Source organism: Blastococcus litoris (assembly GCF_003075095.1).
In the GTDB taxonomy this organism is placed as follows: domain Bacteria; phylum Actinomycetota; class Actinomycetes; order Mycobacteriales; family Geodermatophilaceae; genus Blastococcus_B; species Blastococcus_B litoris.
In genome coordinates this window covers 116,249-135,976 of the sequence record NZ_QCZF01000009.1, presented here as the reverse complement: position 1 = coordinate 135,976, position 19,728 = coordinate 116,249, and the positions used below count along the sequence as shown (strand labels likewise).

Below are 19,728 nucleotides of genomic sequence, written 5' to 3'. Positions count from 1 at the left end.
CCATGCTAGCGGGGCGCAGCCCCGTCAGGCCCCGGACGGGACGAACGTCTCCCCCGCTCAGGTGGTCCAGAGCGCGTGGACGGCGTGCGGCGCCAGCCGCTGCCGACCGCCGAGCGCGGCGAGCTCGACGACCACCGAGACGGCCGCGACGATCCCGCCGAGCCGCTCCACGAGGGCGATGGCCGCGCCCAGGGTCCCGCCGGTGGCCAGCACGTCGTCGACGACGAGGACCCGGGCACCCGGCCGGATCGAGTCGGCGTGCAGCTCCAGCGTCGCCGTCCCGTACTCGAGCGAGTAGTCGGCCGCGATGCGCTCCCGCGGCAGCTTGCCCGCCTTGCGCACCGGGACGACGCCCACGCCGGCGTCCAGGGCCACCGCCGCCGCCAGCAGGAAGCCGCGGGCCTCCACGCCGACGACGACGTCGAAGTCGGGACCGGTCCCCTCGGCGACAGCGGCCGCCCGCGGGTCGGACGCCGCCGGCGCGGCGAGCCCGTCCACCATGCGCCGGAACGCCGGCCCGTCGGCGAACACCGGCGTCAGGTCCCGGAAGAGGACGCCCGGCTCCGGGTGGTCGGGGACGTCGACGGTCAGCGACGCGATGAGCTCGTCCAGCGGCTCCTCGGGGCCGGCCGCGGTCACCGGCGCTTCTTGCCCGCCGGCCGGCCCCTGCCGCCCGGTCGCTGCGGCCGGGCCCCCGGTCGGGGTGCCGCCGTGGCTCCGCCGACCTCGGGCCGGACTGACGCCGGCGACTCGACGACGACGTCGGCCTCCACCGAGTCCGGCAGCTCGGCGACGGCCACGCCGCCACGCGCGGGACGGGCCCGCCGCGCGCTGGCCACCGGACCGGCCGGGACCGCGGCGCGCCCGTCCTGGCGGGCTGCGGAGGACCGCCGCGCCTGGACGCGCCGGCGCAGGGCCTGCACCTCCGGCTCGCGCTCCTTGAGGTCGGCCACGATCGGCGTCGCCAGGACGATCGAGGAGTAGGTGCCCGCCGCCAGACCCACGAACAGCACGAGGGCCAGGTCCTTGAGCGTGCCGACGCCCAGCAGGCCGGCGCCGACGAACAGCAGGCCGGCGACCGGGAGCAGCGCGATCACGGAGGTGTTGATCGACCGCATCAGCGTCTGGTTGACCGCCAGGTTCGCCGCCTCGCCCCAGGTCATCCGGGCGCTGCGGTCGAGGTCCTTGACGTTCTCGTCGACCTTGTCGAAGACGACGACGGTGTCGTAGAGGGAGAAGCCGAGGATGGTGAGGAAGCCGATCACCGTCGAGGGCGTGACCTCGAAGCCGACGAGCGAGTAGATGCCCGCGGTCACGATGATGTCGTGGACCAGGGCCGCCATCGCCCCGATCGCCATCTTCGGCTGGAACCGGACGGCGAGGAACAGCACGACGGCGACCAGGAAGACGACCAGGGCGATCAGCGCCTGGTCGGTGATGTCGCTGCCCCACTCGGCGCTGACCGACTCGGGGCTGACCTCGTTCGCCTCGACCCCGGCGGCCGCGGCGACCGCGTCGACGACGGACCGCTCGGTGTCGTTGTCGAGGGTGCCGGTGCGCAGCAGCAGCGTGTCGCCACCGACGACCTGCGCGGTCGCCACCTCGGCGCCGGCGTCCTCCGCAGCGGTGCGCACCTCGGCGAGCTGCTGCTCGCTCCCGGGCAGGCGGAAGCTGTTGCCGCCCTCGAAGTCGATGCCGAAGTTGAAGCCCCGGAAGATCATCGACAGCAGGCACAGGGCGATGACCACGGCGGTGACCCGGTAGATCAGCCGGCTCTTGCCGACGACGTCGAGCCCGGCCTCGCCGTTGTACAGCCGGTGCCCGAGACCCCGCAGGCTCCGGACGCGGACGCCGGGATCGCCCACCTCCTGCGGCAGCCCGGCGTCGGCGAGCGCCTGCTCGTCGGCCGTCTGCTCGTCGAGCTCGGCGTCCTCGACCAGCCGGTCGTCGTCGGGGGTGCGGGTCATGACGTGCTCCTGTCTGCCGCGCCGACGAGGTCTCGTCCGGCCACGGGGGACGCGCCTGCGGGCCGGCGGGTGTGCTCGACCCTGCCCAGCCCGGAGATGCGGCTGCTCCCGAACGAGCGGAAGCGGGACAGCACCGCGATCAGCGGGTGGGTGAAGAGGAAGACGACGACCAGGTCGAGCACCGTCGACATGCCCAGGGTGAACGCGAAGCCCTTCACGTCACCGATCGCCAGCAGGTAGAGGATCGCGGCGGCGAGGAAGCTCACCGCGTCGGCGGAGAGGATCGTCCGGCGCGCCCGGACCCACGCCCGCGGGACGGCCGAGCGGAAGCTGCGCCCCTCCCGGATCTCGTCCTTGAGCCGTTCGAAGTAGACGACGAAGGAGTCGGCGGTGATGCCGAGCGCCACGATGAAGCCGGCGATCCCGGCGAGGCTCAGCGTGAACCCGATCTGCCGCCCGAGCAGGACCAGGCAGGCGTAGACCACGACACCGGACAGCACCAGGCTGGCGATCATGACCAGGCCGAGCAGGCGGTAGTAGACCAGCGAGTACACGAAGACGAGCGCGACGCCGATGGCGCCGGCGATGAGGCCTGCGCGCAGCTGCTCCTCACCCAGCTCGGTGGAGATCGACTGCGCCGTCGCCTGCGTGAAGCTCAGCGGGAGCGCCCCGTACTTGAGCTGGTTCGCCAGCTCCGTCGCCGACTCCTGGTCGAAGCTGCCCGAGATCTCGGTGCCGCCGGAGATGGCGGAGTTGATCGTCGGGGCGGAGATGACCCGGCCGTCGAGGGTGATCCCGACGCTCTGGCCGATGTTCGCCGCGGTGTAGGCGGCCCAGGCGGCCGAGCCGTCGTTGTCGAAGTCCAGCTGGACGATCCACTCGCCGGTCCCGGACCGGGTGCCCGCGGACGCGTCGGTGACGGCGGTCCCCTCGACGACCGCGGGACCGAGCAGGTACTTGGCAGTGCCGTCCTCGCTGCACGAGGCCACGTAGTCCTCGGGCCGGTCGACGGTCCCGGCGGCCTCGGTGTCGCAGGTCAGGGTCGCGTACTCGGCCTGGGCCTCCTCCTGCGTGACGGCGGGGCGGTCGGTGTCGGCCTCGGGGTCCTCGACCGCGTCGCCCGACGGTGCGGCCGACCCGGTGGCCGCGGCGGGGTCGGTGGGCGCCGCGCTGTCGGAGGGGGCCGCGGTGTCGGTGGGCGCCGCGCTGTCCGTCGGCGCGGCGGTGTCGGTCGGCGTGGCGCTCTCCGGCGCCGGGGTGGCCGGCTCCGGTCCGCTGAGGACCGGCCGGAAGCGCAGCTGCGCGGTCTGGCCCAGTTCACGCGCCTGCTCGCCGTCGTCGCCGGGCACCGAGATGACGATGTTCGAGTCGCCCTCGGTCACCACCTCGGCCTCGGCGACGCCGAGGCCGTTGACCCGCTGCTCGATGATCTGGCGGGCCAGCTCGAGGTCCTCCGGTGCCGGCGACTGCCCGTCCGGGGTCCGGGCGGTCAGCGTGACCGTCGTCCCGCCGCGCAGGTCGAGCCCGAGCTGGGGGGTGCGGGTGCTGCCGGTGAAGTAGATGAGGCCGTAGAGGATGGCGACGATCAGCGCGAAGGCCGCGAAGTAGCGGCCCGCGGGCAGGGAGCGGTTGGCCACGGTGGTCCCCCGGCTCAGAGGGTGCCGTCGGCGGGGCGCTCCCCGGCCGTGCCGGGCGTGCCGGAGTCGGTGCCCTCGTCGAGCGTGCCGGCCGGCGTGCGGACCTCCACGATCGCCGGCCGCAGGAAGGTGACGACGACGCCGGGCGCGATCTCCAGGTCGACGGTCTTCTCGTCCAGCGCGGCGACGGTCCCGTAGAGACCCCCGCTGGTCATCACCGGCGTACCGATGGTCAGCGAGTTCTGCAGCTCCTGCGCCTGCTGCTGCATCCGCTTGCGCTGCCGGGCCGGCAGCACGAACAGCAGCAGCGCCAGCGCGACGAAGACGAGGATCGGAAAGTACTCCACGACAGGTGTGCCTCTCTACCGCGCGTCCTGCTCCGCGGTGGGTGCGGTCCCGGGTGGGACCGCTCGGGTGCATCGGTTGCCTCGTGCACGGCGGCTCACGCCCAGGGGCGACCGGACGGACGCGCGCGGCCGCGGCCGGGACGAGTTGCGCGCCAGCGTGCGGGAGTCTATGCGCCGAACAGCGGCTCTGACGACGCACCCGGGGTACCCGGTGCGCCGCCACCCCCGCCGAACCCTCCGCCTGCCCCGCTGATCAGCGCTCCACCTCGGGGCAGCGGGTGACCGAGGTGGTGCCAGGCCGCCTCGGTCGCGACGCGTCCCCGCGGGGTGCGGGCCAGCAGCCCGGCGCGCACCAGGAACGGCTCGCAGACCTCCTCGACGGTGTTGGGCTCCTCCCCCACGGCGACCGCCAGGGTCGCGACGCCGACAGGTCCGCCCCCGAAGCGGACGACCAGCGCCTCGAGCACGGCGCGGTCGAGCCGGTCCAGGCCCAGGACGTCGACGTCGTAGAGCGCCAGCGCCGCCTGCGCCACCTCGCGGGTGACCCGTCCGTCGGCCTCCACCTCCGCGTAGTCGCGCACCCGGCGCAGCAGGCGGTTGGCGATCCGCGGGGTGCCGCGCGAGCGCCCGGCGATCTCGGCCGACCCGTCCTCGGTGAGCTCGACGCCGAGCAGGTCGGCGCTGCGGCGGAGGACCTGCTGGAGCTCGGCCGGCTCGTAGAACTCCATCTGGCCCACGAAGCCGAACCGATCGCGCAGGGGTCCGGTCAGCAGACCGGCGCGCGTCGTCGCGCCGACCAGGGTGAACGGGCTGATCTCCAGCGGGATGGCGGTGGCGCCGGGTCCCTTGCCGACGACGACGTCGACGCGGAAGTCCTCCATCGCCATGTAGAGCAGTTCCTCGGCGGGGCGGGCGATGCGGTGGATCTCGTCGATGAACAGCACGTCGCCCGGGGCGAGGTTGGACAGCATGGCGGCCAGGTCGCCGGAGCGCTCGATCGCCGGGCCGCTGGTGATCTTCACGGAGGTGCCCAGCTCCGAGCCGATGATCAGGGCGAGGCTGGTCTTGCCCAGCCCGGGCGGGCCGGAGAGGAGGACGTGGTCCGGCGGCCGGCCGCGCCGCTTGGCCCCCTCGAGGACCAGGGCCAGCTGGCGGGCCACCTTGGGCTGGCCGATGAAGTCGTGCAGCGAGTGCGGCCGCAGGGCCGACTCGACCACGCGCTCCTCGTCCCCCGCCTGCGGGGAGACAGCCGTCTCCTTGCCGAGCGCGTCGGCGATGGACCCGGTGAACGGCCGGTCGAACGGGGTGCTCACTGCCGGCCCAGCAGCTGCAGCGCCTGGCGCAGGAGGACCGCGACCTCGACCGCGCCGGTCGCGGCGAGCTGCTCGTCGGCGACGGGGGCGAGCTGGCCCAGCGCGGTGTCGGCCTCCTTGGCCGACCAGCCGAGCCCCACGAGGGCGGAGGTGAGCTGGTCGCGCCACGGGGCGACCGGCGTCACCGAGGGCAGCCCGGACGGCGCGTCCAGGGACGTGTCGCTCGTCGTGGACCCCAGCCGGTCGCGGAGCTCGAGGATGAGCCGCTCGGCGCCCTTCTTGCCGATGCCCGGCACCTGCATGAGCGCCTTGACGTCGGCCATCGAGACGGCGCGGCGCACCTCGCGCGGTGGGTGGATGGCCAGGACCGCCTGCGCGAGCCGAGGGCCGACGCCGTTGGCCGTCTGCAGGAGCTCGAACAGCTGTCGCTCGTCGTCGTCGGCGAACCCGTAGAGGGTGAGGGAGTCCTCGCGCACGACCAGGCTGGTCGACAGGCGGGCGGTCTCCCCGGGCTGGAGCCGGGCGATGGTGCCCGGGGTGCACTGCACGGCCAGGCCGATGCCGCCGACCTCCACGACCGCGCCGTCGGGCGAGACGGCGGCGACCCGGCCGAACACCGAGGCGATCACCGGGCCACCCCCGTCCAGCGCGGCAGCGTCCGCTGCACGACGGGAGCGCCGATGCCGCCGGCCAGGGCCGCGACGCGAAGCCGCTGCTGCGCCGGGCCCCGCCAGGCGTGGCAGACGGCCAGCGCGAGGGCGTCGGCGGCGTCGGCCGGCTTCGGCGGGGAGGCGAGCCCCAGGACCCGGGTGACCATGAGGGTGACCTGCTCCTTGTCCGCGCGGCCGTTGCCGGAGATGGCGGCCTTGACCTCGCTCGGGGTGTGCCACGCGACCGGCCGGTCGGCCTGGGCCGCGGCGAGCGCGGCCACGCCGGCGGCCTGCGCCGTCCCCGTCGCGGTGCCCTTGTTGTTCTGCGTGAACACCCGCTCGATCGCGACGACGTCGGGCCGGTGCTCGCGCAGGAGCCCCGTCACCGCCGTGTGCAGCTCCAGCAGCCGCAGCTCCAGGTCGAGCTCGGCCATGGTGCGGACGACGCCCACCCCGACCGCGGTCGGCCGGGCGCCGGGACGCCCGTCGACCACGCCCCACCCGCACCGGGTGAGGCCCGGGTCGATGCCGAGCACGCGCATGTGGAGCCCCCTGGTCAGCCGAACGCCTGTTCGACCCACGCTAACCGCAGCTGCCGACGGTGGACGCGCAACACGCGGGACGGGTCAGCCGACCCCGATGGCGATCAGCGGACGCGCCGACGGGTCGAGCCACCGCAGCAGGGAGGTCAGGCTACCGGCGTCGATCGCGACGCACCCGGCCGTCGCCGCCCCGTTGCTCACGTGCAGGAAGAAGGCCGACCCGGCGCCGGGGGTGCCACCGCGGTTGTAGTCGATGACGACGGCGTACTGGTACGCCGGCTCGGCGTAGAGGTTCTCGCTCGCCGCCTCGCTGAAGTCGCAGGTCCCGGGCGCGCACTCGGCGTACTGGTTGTAGCGGGGGCTGTTCACGTCCGAGACCCACCAGTCGTCGCCGTCGACCACGCGGTACGGCAGCGCCGTGCCGGGATCGCCGGCGCGGCCGAACGCCTCGGTGAGCGTGAACGTGCCGGCGGGCGTCCTCGTGCTGGTCTCGCTGGCCCGCCCGACCCCTGCCGACCCGATCCGGGCGCTCACCGGGCCCAGGACCGCCGTCCAGCCGCCCGCCCCGAGCTCCCAGGCGGTGAGCGTCGCGCTCGTCGACCCGGCCGACGGCGCGACCACTGTGACCACCTGGGTCGAGGACCCCGGGTCGACCCCCAGGGGGAGCCGTGCCGGCGCAGGGGTGGAGGCAGCGGACGGTGCGGCACCCGTCCGGGGGGCGGGCGAGCGCCGGGCGGCCGCCGAGCCCGCCGCCTCCGCGGCAGCGGCTGCGGCGGCGGCCTCCGCCTCGGCGGCGACCCGGGCCGCTCCGGCTTCGGCCGCGGCCCGGGCGGCGCGGGCGGCCACCGTGCCGTAGCCCCGCGGGAGCTCCAGGCGCAGTCGCAGCGGATCCGGGGCCGGCGGCGCGCTCGGGGTCGCCACCGGCGGCCGGTCCGCGGACGCCGGATCGACCAGGGCCGCCACCGGGGGCGGTCCGCTGGGCACCAGTCCGCCCGCACCCGCCGTCGCCACCGCCAGCACGACCAGTGCCCGGAGGGCGCGACCGCCCCGACGCCCCGCTGTCCCCGCCACCGCACGCCCCCGCGTCGCTCGTGCAGGGCCCGTGCGCCTGCGGCGGCGAAGCTACCAGGGGAACGAGACGCTCCCGTTGCGCAAGTCGACGCGCCGGTCCTCCCGTGCCGGATGTGGCGGGTGGGACTCAGCCGACCTTCTCGAGCACCTCGTCGGAGACGTCGTAGTTGGCGTAGACGTTCTGCACGTCGTCGAGGTCCTCGAGGGCGTCGATGAGCCGGAAGACCTTGCCGGCGCCGTCCTCGTCGAGCTCGACGGTCACGCTCGGCACGAAGCCGATGTCGGCGGAGTCGTAGTCGATCCCGGCGTCCTGCAGGGCGGTGCGGACGGCGACGAGGTCACCGGGCTCGCTGACCACCTCGAAGGCGTCCCCGAGGTCGCGAACCTCCTCGGCGCCGGCGTCGAGGACCGCCATGAGCACCGTGTCCTCGTCGGCGCTGTCGGTCCTGGGCACGACCACGACGCCCTTGCGGGAGAAGAGGTAGGAGACCGAGCCGGGGTCGGCCATCGACCCGCCGTTGCGGGTCATGGCGGTGCGGACCTCCATGGCCGACCGGTTCTTGTTGTCGGTCAGGCACTCGATGAGGACCGCGACGCCGCCGGCGGCGTAGCCCTCGTAGGTGATGCCCTGGTAGTCGACGCCACCGGCCTCGGCGCCGGACCCGCGCTTGACCGCGCGGTCGATGTTGTCGTTGGGGACCGAGCTCTTCTTCGCCTTCTGGATGGCGTCGAAGAGCGTCGGGTTGCCCGCCGGGTCACCGCCGCCGGTGCGGGCGGCGACCTCGATGTTCTTGATCAGCTTGGCGAAGAGCTTGCCGCGCTTGGCGTCGATGCCGGCCTTCTTGTGCTTCGTCGTCGCCCACTTGGAATGGCCGCTCATGAGTTCTCCTCGCTGCGCTCGGCCAGGTGACGGCGGACGATGTCGACGAACAGCGCGTGCACCCGGCGGTCCCCGGTGAGTTCGGGGTGGAAGCTCGTGGCCACCAGGTTTCCCTGGCGGACGGCCACGATCCTACCGTCGGCCGCTCCGCCCACGACGCGGCCGAGCACCTCGACGCCGGCACCGGCCTCCTCCACCCAGGGGGCGCGGATGAACACCGCGTGCAGGGGGCCTCCGTCCAGCCCCAGCTCCACGTCGGACTCGAAGGAGTCGACCTGGCGGCCGAAGGCGTTCCGGCGGACGGTCACGTCGAGCCCGCCGACCGTCTCCTGGTCCGGCGGCGCGTCCAGGATGCGGTCGGCCAGCAGGATCATCCCGGCGCACGACCCGTAGGCGGGCAGACCGGCGCGCACCGCCGTCCGGAGCGGCTCGAGCAACCCGGAGCGGGCGGCCAGCTTGACGATGGTCGTCGACTCACCGCCCGGCAGCACCAGCCCGGCGACCCCCGCCAGCTCCTCCGGGCGGCGCACCGCGCGCGGCTCGGCACCCAGGTCGGCCAGGGCGGCCAGGTGCTCGCGCACGTCGCCCTGCAGGGCCAGGACGCCGATCGACGGGCGGGCAGGGACGGCGGGCACGACCGACGAGGCTACGTCCGCGGTTCCGGCGTCCGGGACGCCGGGCCGACGTCGGCGGCCCGGCGGGAGCTCCAGGTGAGGAGCCGCTCGAGCGGGCCGCGGCCGATCCGCCACCACCAGAGGCCGGCACCGGCGAGGGCGCTGACGACGAATCCCAGCCACAGCCCGACGCCCTCCGGCCGGTCGTCCCCCACCTGCAGCAACGCCCAGAGGACGACGATCTGGGCGGTGTACACCGACAGCGCCAACGCCCCGACGGCCCGCACCGGGTAGGTGAGCAGCGGCAGCCGGTCGGCCACGACCAGGCAGGCGGCGACGACGAGGACGGCGAACCCGCAGGACCCGACCAGCTCGAACGTCGTGCCGCTGTGCGGCTCCGCGCCGGAGAACCAGGCGGCCCGCCACTCCCCCACCGGCGAGGCGAAGCCCTCCTCGGGCCCGGCCGAGGGCAGACCGTCGGCCAGGGCCCGGGTGCTCATCCAGCCGCCGCCGTAGCCGAGCACCGCGGCGAGGGCGCCGGCGCCGGCCAGGCGCGCGCGGACGCCCCCGCTGGCCAGGTCGAGCCGACCCACACCGAGGCCCACCAGCACGAAGGCCAGCCACAGCATCGCCGGGTAGGTGCCGGTAACCAGCAGCTCGGCGACGTAGTGCGACTCCGCGTCGGCGACCGAGAGGACCTGCCCGAGGAGGGCGTCCAGCGGCGGGCCCACGAGCGCGATCGCCCCCGCGGTCACGAACAGCCGGCCGGGCGACCAGCGCAGGAAGGGCAGCGCGAGGACGAAGAGGACGGCGTAGACGGGGAGGATGATCGCGACGAAGGTGTCCAGCCACTCCAGCGCCGCGCCGATGGCGAACACCCAGGCGGCCCGGACCAGGATGCGCACCCGGGCGCGGACGAGGTCCACGCCCTCGGCCGGGCGTCCGCGCCCGGAGAGCAGGGCCATCGACACGCCGGCGAGCGTGGCGAACAGGACCGACGAGCGGCCGTCGACGACCGCCGCCCAGCTCGACGGATCGGCCGTCAGCTCGGTGCCGATCCGCAGGTGCGCCCCGAACATGCCGAGGACGGCGAGACCGCGGGCGAGGTCGATCCCCCGGACGCGGTCGTCGCCCGCGGTGCTCACCAGCCCCGAGTGGCGTACCGCTCGCTCTCCGGGAGCGTGGAGACGTTGATGCCGACCATGGGCTCGCCCAGGCCGCGCGACACCTTGGCGATGACGTCGGGGTCGTCGTGGAACGTCGTCGCCTGCACGATCGCGGCGGCCCGCTGCGCGGGGTCGCCGGACTTGAAGATGCCGGAACCGACGAAGACGCCCTCGGCGCCGAGCTGCATCATCATCGCGGCGTCCGCGGGCGTGGCGATGCCGCCGGCGGTGAACAGGACGACGGGCAGCTTGCCCAGCCGCGCCACCTCGACGACGAGGTCGTAGGGCGCGCGCAGCTCCTTGGCCGCGACGAAGAGCTCGGTCTCGTCGAGCGTGCCGAGCGCCTTGATTCCGGCACGGATCGAGCGCATGTGCCGGGTGGCCTCGACGACGTTGCCGGTGCCGGCCTCGCCCTTGGAGCGGATCATCGCCGCGCCCTCGGAGATCCGCCGGAGCGCCTCGCCGAGGTCGGTGGCACCGCACACGAACGGCACCGTGAACTGCGACTTGGCGATGTGGTGCGCCTCGTCGGCCGGGGTCAGCACCTCGGACTCGTCGATGTAGTCGACCCCGAGCGCCTGCAGGACCTGCGCCTCGACGAAGTGGCCGATGCGGGCCTTCGCCATCACCGGGATCGAGACGGCGCCGATGATGCCCTCGATCATGTCGGGGTCGCTCATCCGCGCGATGCCGCCCTGGGCCCGGATGTCGGCGGGGACCCGCTCCAGGGCCATGACGGCCACCGCGCCGGCGTCCTCGGCGATCTTCGCCTGGTCGGGCGTGACGACGTCCATGATGACGCCGCCCTTGAGCTGCTCGGCCATGCCGCGCTTGACGCGGTCGGTGCCGGTGGAGGGGGTCTGCGCGGACACGGGGATGCCTAACCGGTCGTCGGACGATCTTCGGAAGGCCGATCCTACGGCGGTCAGCGAGCGGGCCGACCGGCCCCGGCCGCCTGCTCGACGCGGTCGTCGATGTCGAAGAAACGCGGCACCGGGCGGCGGCCGTGCAGGCGCAGCAGGCGGGCCAGCCGCGAGCGGCGCAGCGCGCGGGTGTCGCGCACCGCGTCGTTGTAGAAGCGCCGGGCGAGGCCCACCCGGATCCCGGTGCCCTCCAGGTCGGTCCGGAGCGAGTGCGGCACCCCCCGCAGGTCCCCCGGCAGCTCGCGCAGCTCGCGGCCGAGGGCGTTCTCGGACAGCTCGCGGTCGCCGTCCACCGGCCGGCGGGCGTCCGCCGCGAAGGCGGCCAGGTACTCGGCGCGGTCCTCCCCGACGGCCGCCGGGTAGTCGCGGGCCAGCTCCTCGGCCAGGCCGGCGCGCCGCTGCAGCTGGGTGTCGAGGGCCAGCCAGGCCCGCTCGACGCGGTCCTCCAGCCGGCCGAGCCGGGTGAGCGTCCAGGCGACCCAGGCGGCGAGCAGGAGCACGAGCGCGCCGACGAGCAGCAACCAGGCGTCGGGCGTCACGGGGACGGAGGCTAGCGGTGCGTCGGCCCCGGTGGGACGTCCGCGTCCTCCGCCGCGCTGACCGCCCCGCCGCCGGGCAGCACCACGGTCTCGTAGACGGCGAGGATCCGGCGGGCCAGCACCTGCCAGTCGTAGGCCGCCGCGGCGCGCGGACCCGCGGCGGCGAGCTCGGCCCGGCGCGCCGGGTCGGCGAGCAGCCCGGACAGCGCCCGGGCGAGCGCGGCGGCGTCGCCGCGCCGCACCAGCACCCCGGCCTGCCCGTCCTCCAGCACCCGGGCGAACGCGTCGAGGTCGCTGGCCACGATCGGCGCGCCGGCGGCCATGGCCTCGATCAGGATGACGCCGAAGGACTCGCCGAGCAGGTTCGGGGCGCAGTACACGTCGACCGAGCGCAGGAGGGCCGCCTTGTCCGCCTCCGAGATCTCGCCGAGCAGCGAGACGTGCGGTCGCAGGTCCTCGCCGACCAGCTGCCACAGCTCGTCGGCGTGGCCGCGGCCGGCGATCAGCAGGCGGGCACCGGGGTGCTCCCGGACGACGGAGCGCATGGCCGCCAGCAGGACGGGCAGGCCCTTGCGCGGCTCGAGGTAGCGGCCCAGGAAGCCGATGGTCGGCCCGTCGACGCCGCGCGCGTACCCGGGCAGCGTCGGCCCGTCGGCGAAGAAGCCGACGTGCACGCCGTTCGGGATGATCACCGCGTCGCCGCCCAGGTGCTCGACCTGGACCCGCCGGGCGAAGTCGGAGACGGCGATCCGCCCGCTGATCCGCTCCAGCCAGGGGCGCACGACCGGTCCCCAGGCCGCCAGCCACTTCGAGCGCGTGGTCGCGGCGTGGAAGGTGGCCACGATCGGCCCGTCGGCGATCATGCAGACGAGCAGCCCCACCGACGGAGGCGCCGGCTCGTGCACGTGGACGACGTCGAAGCGGCCCTCCCGCAGCCAGCGTCGGACCCGCGCGGCCGACACGGGGCCGAACTGCACGCTGGCCATCGAGCCGTTGTACGGGATCGGGACCGTGCGCCCGGCGAAGGTGATCCACGGGTCGGTGAGCGACTCCTCGCGCTCGGCCGGCGTCAGGATCTCGACGTGGTGCCCCATGCCGCGCAGCGTCTCGGCCAGGTCCCGCACGTGGTACTGGACCCCACCGGGGACGTCCCACTGGTAGGGGCAGACCAGGCCGATGCGCATCAGGGCCGCCCGGGCGGGTCCGGGGGTGCGGGGCGGGCGGGCGGGTCCGGTGGTACGTCCGCCCAGATCCGGCCGAGCATGTGCCAGTCCTCCGGCCGGTCGGCGATCGAGGCGGCGAACGCGTCGGCGACGCCCTGCATGGCGGTGGTCACCCGGTCCCGCAGCCGGCCGGGGCCGGCGACGGGCACCTCCGGGGAGAACACCAGGCGCCAGCCGTCGGCGGTGAACTGGCAGACGGTCGGGACGACGGCCGCACCGGTCCGGTCGGCCAGCAGCGCCGCGCCGCCGGGGAGGCCGGCCGGCCGACCGAAGAACTCGACCGGCACTCCCCCGCTGCCCAGGTTCCGGTCGACCAGCAGGCAGGCGGCGCCACCGTCGCCCAGCCACTCGCGGAGGACCTCGGTGCTCGGGCGCGAGCCGCCGGTGAGCGGGACGACCCGGAAGCCGAGCGACTCACGGAACGCGACGAAGCGCTCGTACAGCGACTCGGGCTCGAGCCGCTCGGCCACGGTCATGAACGGCCCGCCGAGCCAGTCGATGAACCAGACCCCGGCGGCGTCCCAGTTGCCGCTGTGCGGCAGGGCCATGATCACCGGCCGGCCGCCCGCACGCGCCTTCTCCAGGTGCTCGAGGCCGACGACCTCGGTCCCGGCCACGATCCGCTCGCTGCGCAGCGACGGCAGCCGGAACGCCTCCTGCCAGTAGCGGGCGTAGGAGCGCACGGCCCGCGCGGTCAGCTCGGCGAGCCCGTCCTCGTCCAGCGCTCCCCCGGTGACCACCCGCAGGTTGGCCCGCAGCTGCCGCGTGCCCTTGCCGTCGCGCCCGGCCGCCCACCGGCCGGCCCGGTCGAACGCACCGCGGGCCACCGGCTCGGGCAGCAGCCGGACGGCGTGCCAGCCGGCGGCGAACCCGGCATCGGTGAGCCGGGCGTTCAGGGCGCTCACGACGCCGGCGGGGACGGCTCGACGGGGACGGCACGACCGCCGGCCTCCCGACGGACGGCCAGGAACCGCTGCCCGACCGTAACCGCGCTGCCGACGAGCAGCACCCACAGGGTGACGTGCAGGGCGTATGGGATGCCGAGGCCGGCGAACCCGGTTCCGACGAGCACGAGGATGAGCCGCTCGGTGCGCTCGACGACGCCCACGTCGGCGGACAGGCCCACCCCTTCGGCGCGCGCCTTGATGTAGGAGGTCAGGACGCCGAGCACCAGGCAGACGAGGGCGAGGAGCACGAGCAGCCGGTTGTCGCCGTCCCCGGAGTACCACCAGACGAGGGCGCCGAACACCGCGGCGTCGGCGGCCCGGTCGCCGACCGAGTCGAGGACGGCGCCGAACACCGAGCCGCTGCCGCGGGCCCGCGCCAGCGCCCCGTCGAGCATGTCGAGCAGGACGAAGGCGGTGACGGCGACGGCCCCCCACCACAGCTCCCCGTCGGCGATGAGGAGGACCGCCGACAGGACGGCGCCGACCGTGCCGGTGACCGTCACCATGTCGGGGGTGACCCCGGCCCGGGCGAGACGGGCCACGACCGGCGCCCAGAAACGGGCGACGGCCGGGCGTGCGTTGCTGCCGAGCATCAGGCGCCCCGCACCGGGACCGCCTGCTCGGCCGCTTCCTGGGACCAGGCCCCGGCCAGCAGCGTGCGCGTCTCCGCCAGCACCTGCGGCAGCACCCGGGTCAGCCCGATCACCGGCATGAAGTTGGTGTCGCCGCCCCAGCGCGGCACGGCGTGCTGGTGCAGGTGGTCGGCGATGCCGGCACCGGCGACCGAGCCCTGGTTCATGCCGATGTTGAAGCCGTGGGCGCCGCTGACCGCCCGCACCGTGCGCATCGCCGTCTGCGTGAAGGCCCCGAGCTCGGCGACCTCCTCGGCGGTGAGGTCGGTGTAGTCGGGCACGTGCCGGTACGGGACCAGCATCAGGTGGCCGGCGTTGTACGGGTAGAGGTTGAGGACGGCGTAGACCGTCGCCCCCCGGGCCACGACCAGCCCGTCCTCGTCGCTCATGGTCGGGATGACGCAGAACGGGCAGTCGTGGGCTCCCGTGGGCTTGCCCTCGCCCTGGATGTAGGCCATCCGGTAGGGCGTCCACAGGTGCTCGAACGGCTTGCCCGGCCCGTCGTCGGTCATCCGGCGGCCTCCGGCAGGTCGGCGGCGGTGGGGTCGGCGTTGGAGCGGGAGGCGACCCAGGCCGCGATCTGCTCGACCGCCTCGTCGACCGGCACGCCGTTCTGCTGCGAGCCGTCGCGGTAGCGGAAGGACACCGCGCCCGCCTCGGCGTCGGTCGCGCCGGCGATGAGCACGAAGGGCACCTTCTGCTTGCTCGCCGTCCGGATCTTCTTCTGCATCCGGTCGTCGGAGTCGTCGATCTCCACCCGCAGGCCGCGCGCCTTGAGCTTCAGCGCGACGTCGGTCAGGTACGGCACCTGCTCGTCGGTGACCGGGATGCCCACGACCTGCACCGGCGCGAGCCAGGCCGGGAACGCGCCGGCGTAGTGCTCGGTGAGGACGCCGAAGAAGCGCTCGATCGAGCCGAACTTCGCCGAGTGGATCATCACCGGCTGCTGGCGGGTGCCGTCGGCGGCGCTGTACTCCAGGCCGAAGCCGGCGGGCTGGTTGAAGTCGTACTGGATGGTGGACATCTGCCAGGTGCGGCCGATGGCGTCGCGCGCCTGCACCGAGATCTTGGGGCCGTAGAACGCCGCGCCGCCGGGGTCGGGCACGAGCTCCAGGCCGGTCTCCTTCGCCGCCTCCTCGAGGACGGCCGTGGCGACGGCCCACTGCTCGTCGGACCCGATGAACTTGTCCTGCTTGCCGGCGTCGTCGCCGCGGGTGGACAGCTCCAGGTAGTAGTCGTCGAGGCCGAAGTCGCTCAGCAGGCCGAGGACGAACGCCAGCAGGTGGCGCACCTCCCCCGGCGCCTGCTCGGGGGTGACGTAGCTGTGCGAGTCGTCCTGGGTCAGGCCGCGCACGCGGGTCAGACCGTGGACCACGCCGGACTTCTCGTACCGGTAGACGGTGCCGAACTCGAAGAACCGCAGCGGCAGCTCGCGGTAGGACCGCCCGCGCGACCGGAAGATCAAGTTGTGCATCGGGCAGTTCATGGCCTTGAGGTAGTACTGCGCGTTGTCCAGCTCCATCGGCGGGAACATGGTGTCGGCGTAGTACGGCAGGTGACCCGAGAGCTCGAAGACGTGCTCCTTGGTGATGTGCGGGGTGCCGACGTAGTCGAAGCCCTCCTCGATGTGCCGACGGCGGACGTAGTCCTCCATCTCCCGCTTGACCACACCGCCCTTGGGGTGGAACACGGCCAGCCCCGAGCCGATCTCGTCGGGGAAGCTGAACAGGTCCAGCTCGACGCCCAGGCGCCGGTGGTCGCGCCGCTCGGCCTCCGCGAGGTGCTCGAGGTAGGCCTTGTGGGCGTCCTTGCTCTCCCAGGCGGTGCCGTAGATCCGCTGCAGCTGCGGGTTCTTCTCGCTCCCGCGCCAGTACGCGGCGGCGCTCCGGGTCAGGCTGAACGCCGGGATGGCGTTCGTGCGCGGCAGGTGCGGGCCGCGGCACAGGTCGGTCCAGATCCGCTCGCCCGTGCGCGGGTCCAGGTTGTCGTACATGGTCAGCTGGGCGCCGCCGACCTCCACGTCGGCGCCCTCGGCGTCCTCGCCGGCACCGCCCTTGAGCCCGATCAGCTCCAGTTTGTAGGGCTCCTGCGCCAGCTCGACCTGCGCGTCGGCGTCGCTGATCTCGCGCCGGGAGAAGTTCTGCCCGGCGCGGACGATCTCGGTCATCTTCTTCTCGAGGGCCTGCAGGTCCTCGGGCGTGAAGGGCCGCTCGGGGTCGAAGTCGTAGTAGAAGCCGTTCTCGACCGGCGGGCCGATGCCCAGCTTGGTGCCGGGGAACAGCTCCTGCACCGCCTGGGCGAGCACGTGCGCCGTCGAGTGCCGGATGACGGCGCGGCCGTCCGCGCTGGCGGCCGGGACCGGCTCGACCTCCGCCTCGGCGTCGGGCACCCAGGCGAGGTCCTTGAGCTCACCGGTGGCGACCTCGCGGACGACGACGGCGCCGTCGGCGCCCTTCAGCGGGATCCCGGCGTCCTTGAGCGCCTGCAGCGCCGTCGTCCCGGCCGGGACCCGGATCGGGGTGACGGCGGTGGGAGAGGGCGGGGCGGACACGAGGACTCCAGAGGATCGACGGACAGTCGCCCTGAGCCTAGTGCGGGACGACCTGGAGTCCCGCCCCGACGCCGCCCCGGCGGCCGAGCACCTCGGCGACCCGGTCGAACGTCTCCGGGTCGGCGGGCCGCACCGACACGGCGTCCTCCCCCAGGTCGATGGTGAGCGGCACCGCCTCGGCCGTGGTCACCGCGAAACGGCCGTCGGCGCCCCGGGTGAAGGTGAACCGGGCCGCCAGCGAGTCCTCGGTCGGGTAGCCGCGCGTGGCGTGCTCGGCGACGTGGTTGCCGAGGCCGTAGGCGACCCACTCCCCCGCGATCCGCTCGACGGGCTGCACGACGTGCGCGTGGTGGCCCAGCACGAGGTCGACGTCCGGCGAGGCCAGCAGCGCCTGCACCGCGGCCACCTGGGTCTCCGTCGGGTCGTTCCGGTACTCGACGCAGCAGTGCAGGCTGGCGACGACCACCTCGGCGCCGGCGGCCCGCGCCCGCGCGGCGGCCGCCAGCATCCCGGAGACGTCCGGGACGTCGGCGACGTCCACCGACCACTCCCGCCCGGCCGGCAGCGGCACCCCGTTGAGCCCGAACGTGCCCGCCACGTGCCCGACGGTCACCCCGCCGACGTCGACGAGCGTGGGCTCGAGCGCCTCGGCCTGCGTCCGGTAGGTGCCGGTGTGCCGGATGCCGGCGGCGTCGAGGACGTCGAGAGTCCGGACGAGCCCGTCGACGCCGTCGTCCAGCGAGTGGTTCGACGCGGTCGAGCACAGGTCGTACCCGGCACCGGCCAGCGCGTCCACGATCTCGGGCTGGACGGCGAAGCTGGGGTAGCCGCGGTACGGGCCGCCCGCCGGGGCGACCGGGGTCTCGAGGTGGCAGATCGCCAGGTCGGCGTCACCGATCATCGGGGCCACCGGTGCGAGCACCCCCGAGAAGTCGTAGCCGCCGTCGGGCTGCTCGGCGCCGGCGGTGAGCGCCCGGTCCTGGTGCACCAGGACGTCGCCGGTGGCGAGGAGCGTGAACGACTGCGGCGCGGGTGGTGGCTCCGACGACGACGGCGCCGGGGCGGCGACGGGGTCCGCCGAGCACGCCGCCAGCACCAAAGCGAGGGCGGCCAGTGCCGCCGGCCTGCGAGCCACGGCGGGAACCTAGACGAGGACGACCGGGTCCCCGGTGCGCACCACGCCGGGGGTCAGGACGTCGGCGTAGACGCCCAGGCAGTGCTTCGGCCTGCGGGTGAGCTGCAGGACGGCCTCCCCGATGCGGAGGTGGCGGCCGACCCACGCCCGCTCGTCGCCGTCGAGGTCGAGGAGCAGGTTGGCGCGCGGGTCGTCGGCCGAGCACCCCTCGGGCACCTCGCCCGCGGCGGCGCGGTCGACGGCCGCGCGGGACACGAGGTGCACGGGCGCCACGCCCGGCTGCGGAGGGAGCTGCTCGAGGTGCACGGGCCGGCCGAGCGCCGCGGAGAGGGTCGCGGGATCGGCCTCGGCCGGGGTCAGCGACGCGAGGGCGGGCGCGTCCTTCGCGCGGACCGGCCCGTCCTCGCCCACCACCGTCCAGACGCGGTCACCGTCCAGGCCGTCCGGCCCGGCCTGGGCCAGGTCGACCGCGGTGCCGGCCAGGGACCGCACCGGGTAGATGCGGATCTCCGCGACCCGGCCCACCGCCTGCTCCGCCGTCACCCCCGCGACGCTACCGGGCCCTCCGGTACCGAGCGGTACCACGCAGCGGGCTCACGCCCTGACGTCGCGTGACGGATCGCTGGGAAGTCACCGGATCGGCTACCGACCGTGTATCCGGCACCGCCACGTGCCGCTCCTCCTCGCGAACCTGCACCGCTATCGGCCGGCGTCCGCCGCCACCAGGAGAGAGGTTGGGAGACCATGCACAGGACGACTGGGACCCGGGGCATCCGCCGCTGGGTCCTCGGGGGCGCGTCGCTCGCGCTCGCGGCCACGATGGTGGCCTGCGGATCGGACGACTCCGGCGGTGAGGACACCTCGGCCGCAGGGACCAGCGCCTCGGAGGCGAGCGCCGATCCGGCCGAGTTCTGCGAGGCGTCGGTCGACCTGGAGGCGGCGTTCTCCATGGGGCCCGGGGCCGACGAGACCGCACCGCCCGAGGAGCAGCAGGCCGCACTCGAGGAGTTCGGCGCCACCGTCGAACCGCTGCTCGGGGACGTCGAGGACACCGCGCCCGAGGAGATCTCCGACACCGTCACCCAGGCCACCGGCATCGTTCGCGAGGCGCTGTCCGGCGGCGACCCCTCGATCCTGGAGGGCCCGGAGTTCCAGCAGGCCGACGACGAGATCGACGAGTACATGCTCGCCGAGTGCGGCTACGAGCAGGTCGAGGCGACCGGCGTCGACTACGAGTACGAGGGCCTTCCGGACACCATCCCCGGCGGCGTGGTCGCGATCACCTTCACCAACGAGGGCGAGGAGATGCACGAGATCGGTCTGGCCCGCATCAACGACGACGTCACGATGCCCGTCGAGGAGGTGCTGGCCCAGCCCGAGGAGCAGGTCTTCTCGATGATCCAGCTGGCCGGCGTCACGTTCGCCATGCCCGGGGAGTCGGAGACGACCTTCCTGCGCATGGAGCCCGGACGGTACGGCGCCGCGTGCTTCATCCCGCAGGGGACGACGCACGACCACGAGGGCGAAGGGCCGCCGCACTTCACCCTCGGGATGTTCGCCGAGTTCACCGTCGAGTGACGAGGTTCTCCGG

General features: G+C 74.4%; 21 protein-coding genes. 1 reads left to right on the top strand and 20 read right to left on the bottom strand.

The genetic code is table 11. The features are described 5' to 3' along the window. Positions 1-57: 57 nt before the first annotated feature. From DCS98_RS18515 to DCS98_RS18420, 20 genes are all read right to left on the bottom strand, one after another. Positions 58-639, bottom strand: a complete 582-nt coding sequence (locus DCS98_RS18515; protein ID WP_116452861.1) for an adenine phosphoribosyltransferase — start codon at positions 637-639, stop codon at positions 58-60. Beyond that, positions 636-1,967 (bottom strand): protein translocase subunit SecF, encoded by a 1,332-nt coding sequence (gene secF / locus DCS98_RS18510; protein ID WP_116452860.1) that lies wholly within the window; start codon positions 1,965-1,967, stop codon positions 636-638. The genes DCS98_RS18515 and secF overlap by 4 nt, the downstream gene beginning before the upstream one ends. Next, positions 1,964-3,604 (bottom strand): protein translocase subunit SecD, encoded by a 1,641-nt coding sequence (secD, locus tag DCS98_RS18505; protein WP_116452859.1) that lies wholly within the window; start codon positions 3,602-3,604, stop codon positions 1,964-1,966. The genes secF and secD overlap by 4 nt, the downstream gene beginning before the upstream one ends. 14 nt (positions 3,605-3,618) lie before the next feature. After that, positions 3,619-3,951: a preprotein translocase subunit YajC gene (yajC, locus tag DCS98_RS18500; protein WP_116452858.1), complete on the bottom strand. Its 333-nt coding sequence runs from the start codon at positions 3,949-3,951 to the stop codon at positions 3,619-3,621. Between the two features lie 167 nt (positions 3,952-4,118). Continuing rightward, positions 4,119-5,264: a Holliday junction branch migration DNA helicase RuvB gene (gene ruvB, locus DCS98_RS18495; protein ID WP_116452857.1), complete on the bottom strand. Its 1,146-nt coding sequence runs from the start codon at positions 5,262-5,264 to the stop codon at positions 4,119-4,121. After that, positions 5,261-5,893 carry a Holliday junction branch migration protein RuvA gene (gene ruvA, locus DCS98_RS18490; protein ID WP_116452856.1) on the bottom strand — a complete coding sequence of 211 codons (633 nt, stop codon included), beginning with the start codon at positions 5,891-5,893 and terminating at the stop codon, positions 5,261-5,263. Before ruvA ends, ruvB begins: the two co-directional genes overlap by 4 nt. Beyond that, on the bottom strand, positions 5,890-6,456 hold the full coding sequence (ruvC, locus tag DCS98_RS18485) for a crossover junction endodeoxyribonuclease RuvC (RefSeq protein ID WP_116452855.1): 567 nt from the start codon (positions 6,454-6,456) through the stop codon (positions 5,890-5,892). Before ruvC ends, ruvA begins: the two co-directional genes overlap by 4 nt. 84 nt (positions 6,457-6,540) lie before the next feature. Beyond that, positions 6,541-7,377: a L,D-transpeptidase family protein gene (locus DCS98_RS18480; protein ID WP_164704650.1), complete on the bottom strand. Its 837-nt coding sequence runs from the start codon at positions 7,375-7,377 to the stop codon at positions 6,541-6,543. Positions 7,378-7,654: 277 nt separating this feature from the next. Further along, positions 7,655-8,407 carry a YebC/PmpR family DNA-binding transcriptional regulator gene (locus tag DCS98_RS18475; protein ID WP_116452853.1) on the bottom strand — a complete coding sequence of 251 codons (753 nt, stop codon included), beginning with the start codon at positions 8,405-8,407 and terminating at the stop codon, positions 7,655-7,657. Continuing rightward, a complete protein-coding gene (gene pdxT / locus DCS98_RS18470) occupies positions 8,404-9,042 on the bottom strand; it encodes a pyridoxal 5'-phosphate synthase glutaminase subunit PdxT (RefSeq protein WP_116452852.1) in 639 nt (212 codons plus the stop codon). Before pdxT ends, DCS98_RS18475 begins: the two co-directional genes overlap by 4 nt. Positions 9,043-9,053: 11 nt before the next feature. Continuing rightward, positions 9,054-10,166 carry a heparan-alpha-glucosaminide N-acetyltransferase domain-containing protein gene (locus tag DCS98_RS18465; RefSeq protein ID WP_116452851.1) on the bottom strand — a complete coding sequence of 371 codons (1,113 nt, stop codon included), beginning with the start codon at positions 10,164-10,166 and terminating at the stop codon, positions 9,054-9,056. Beyond that, positions 10,163-11,059: a pyridoxal 5'-phosphate synthase lyase subunit PdxS gene (gene pdxS, locus DCS98_RS18460; protein WP_277394627.1), complete on the bottom strand. Its 897-nt coding sequence runs from the start codon at positions 11,057-11,059 to the stop codon at positions 10,163-10,165. Before pdxS ends, DCS98_RS18465 begins: the two co-directional genes overlap by 4 nt. Before the next feature lie 53 nt (positions 11,060-11,112). Continuing rightward, positions 11,113-11,649, bottom strand: a complete 537-nt coding sequence (locus tag DCS98_RS18455) for a LemA family protein (RefSeq protein WP_116452849.1) — start codon at positions 11,647-11,649, stop codon at positions 11,113-11,115. An 11-nt stretch (positions 11,650-11,660) separates the two neighbouring features. Then, positions 11,661-12,833, bottom strand: a complete 1,173-nt coding sequence (locus DCS98_RS18450; RefSeq protein WP_116452848.1) for a glycosyltransferase family 4 protein — start codon at positions 12,831-12,833, stop codon at positions 11,661-11,663. Further along, the gene (locus DCS98_RS18445; protein WP_116452847.1) at positions 12,833-13,777 is read right to left on the bottom strand and encodes a phosphatidylinositol mannoside acyltransferase; all 945 of its coding nucleotides are present in this window, start codon (positions 13,775-13,777) and stop codon (positions 12,833-12,835) included. The genes DCS98_RS18450 and DCS98_RS18445 overlap by 1 nt, the downstream gene beginning before the upstream one ends. Beyond that, on the bottom strand, positions 13,774-14,412 hold the full coding sequence (gene pgsA, locus DCS98_RS18440) for a phosphatidylinositol phosphate synthase (RefSeq protein ID WP_116452846.1): 639 nt from the start codon (positions 14,410-14,412) through the stop codon (positions 13,774-13,776). Before pgsA ends, DCS98_RS18445 begins: the two co-directional genes overlap by 4 nt. After that, a complete protein-coding gene (locus DCS98_RS18435) occupies positions 14,412-14,963 on the bottom strand; it encodes an HIT family protein (protein ID WP_116452845.1) in 552 nt (183 codons plus the stop codon). Before DCS98_RS18435 ends, pgsA begins: the two co-directional genes overlap by 1 nt. Then, on the bottom strand, positions 14,960-17,002 hold the full coding sequence (gene thrS, locus DCS98_RS18430; protein ID WP_116452844.1) for a threonine--tRNA ligase: 2,043 nt from the start codon (positions 17,000-17,002) through the stop codon (positions 14,960-14,962). The genes DCS98_RS18435 and thrS overlap by 4 nt, the downstream gene beginning before the upstream one ends. 37 nt (positions 17,003-17,039) lie before the next feature. After that, complete coding sequence (locus DCS98_RS18425) at positions 17,040-18,137, bottom strand: CapA family protein (RefSeq protein WP_116452843.1); 1,098 nt, start codon at positions 18,135-18,137, stop codon at positions 17,040-17,042. 9 nt (positions 18,138-18,146) lie between these two features. Then, positions 18,147-18,680, bottom strand: a complete 534-nt coding sequence (locus DCS98_RS18420) for an MOSC N-terminal beta barrel domain-containing protein (protein ID WP_241038319.1) — start codon at positions 18,678-18,680, stop codon at positions 18,147-18,149. A 201-nt stretch (positions 18,681-18,881) separates the two neighbouring features. Between DCS98_RS18420 and DCS98_RS18415 the strand changes: the two genes are divergently transcribed. Next, positions 18,882-19,715: a hypothetical protein gene (locus DCS98_RS18415; protein ID WP_116452842.1), complete on the top strand. Its 834-nt coding sequence runs from the start codon at positions 18,882-18,884 to the stop codon at positions 19,713-19,715. The last annotated feature ends 13 nt before the right edge of the window (positions 19,716-19,728 follow it).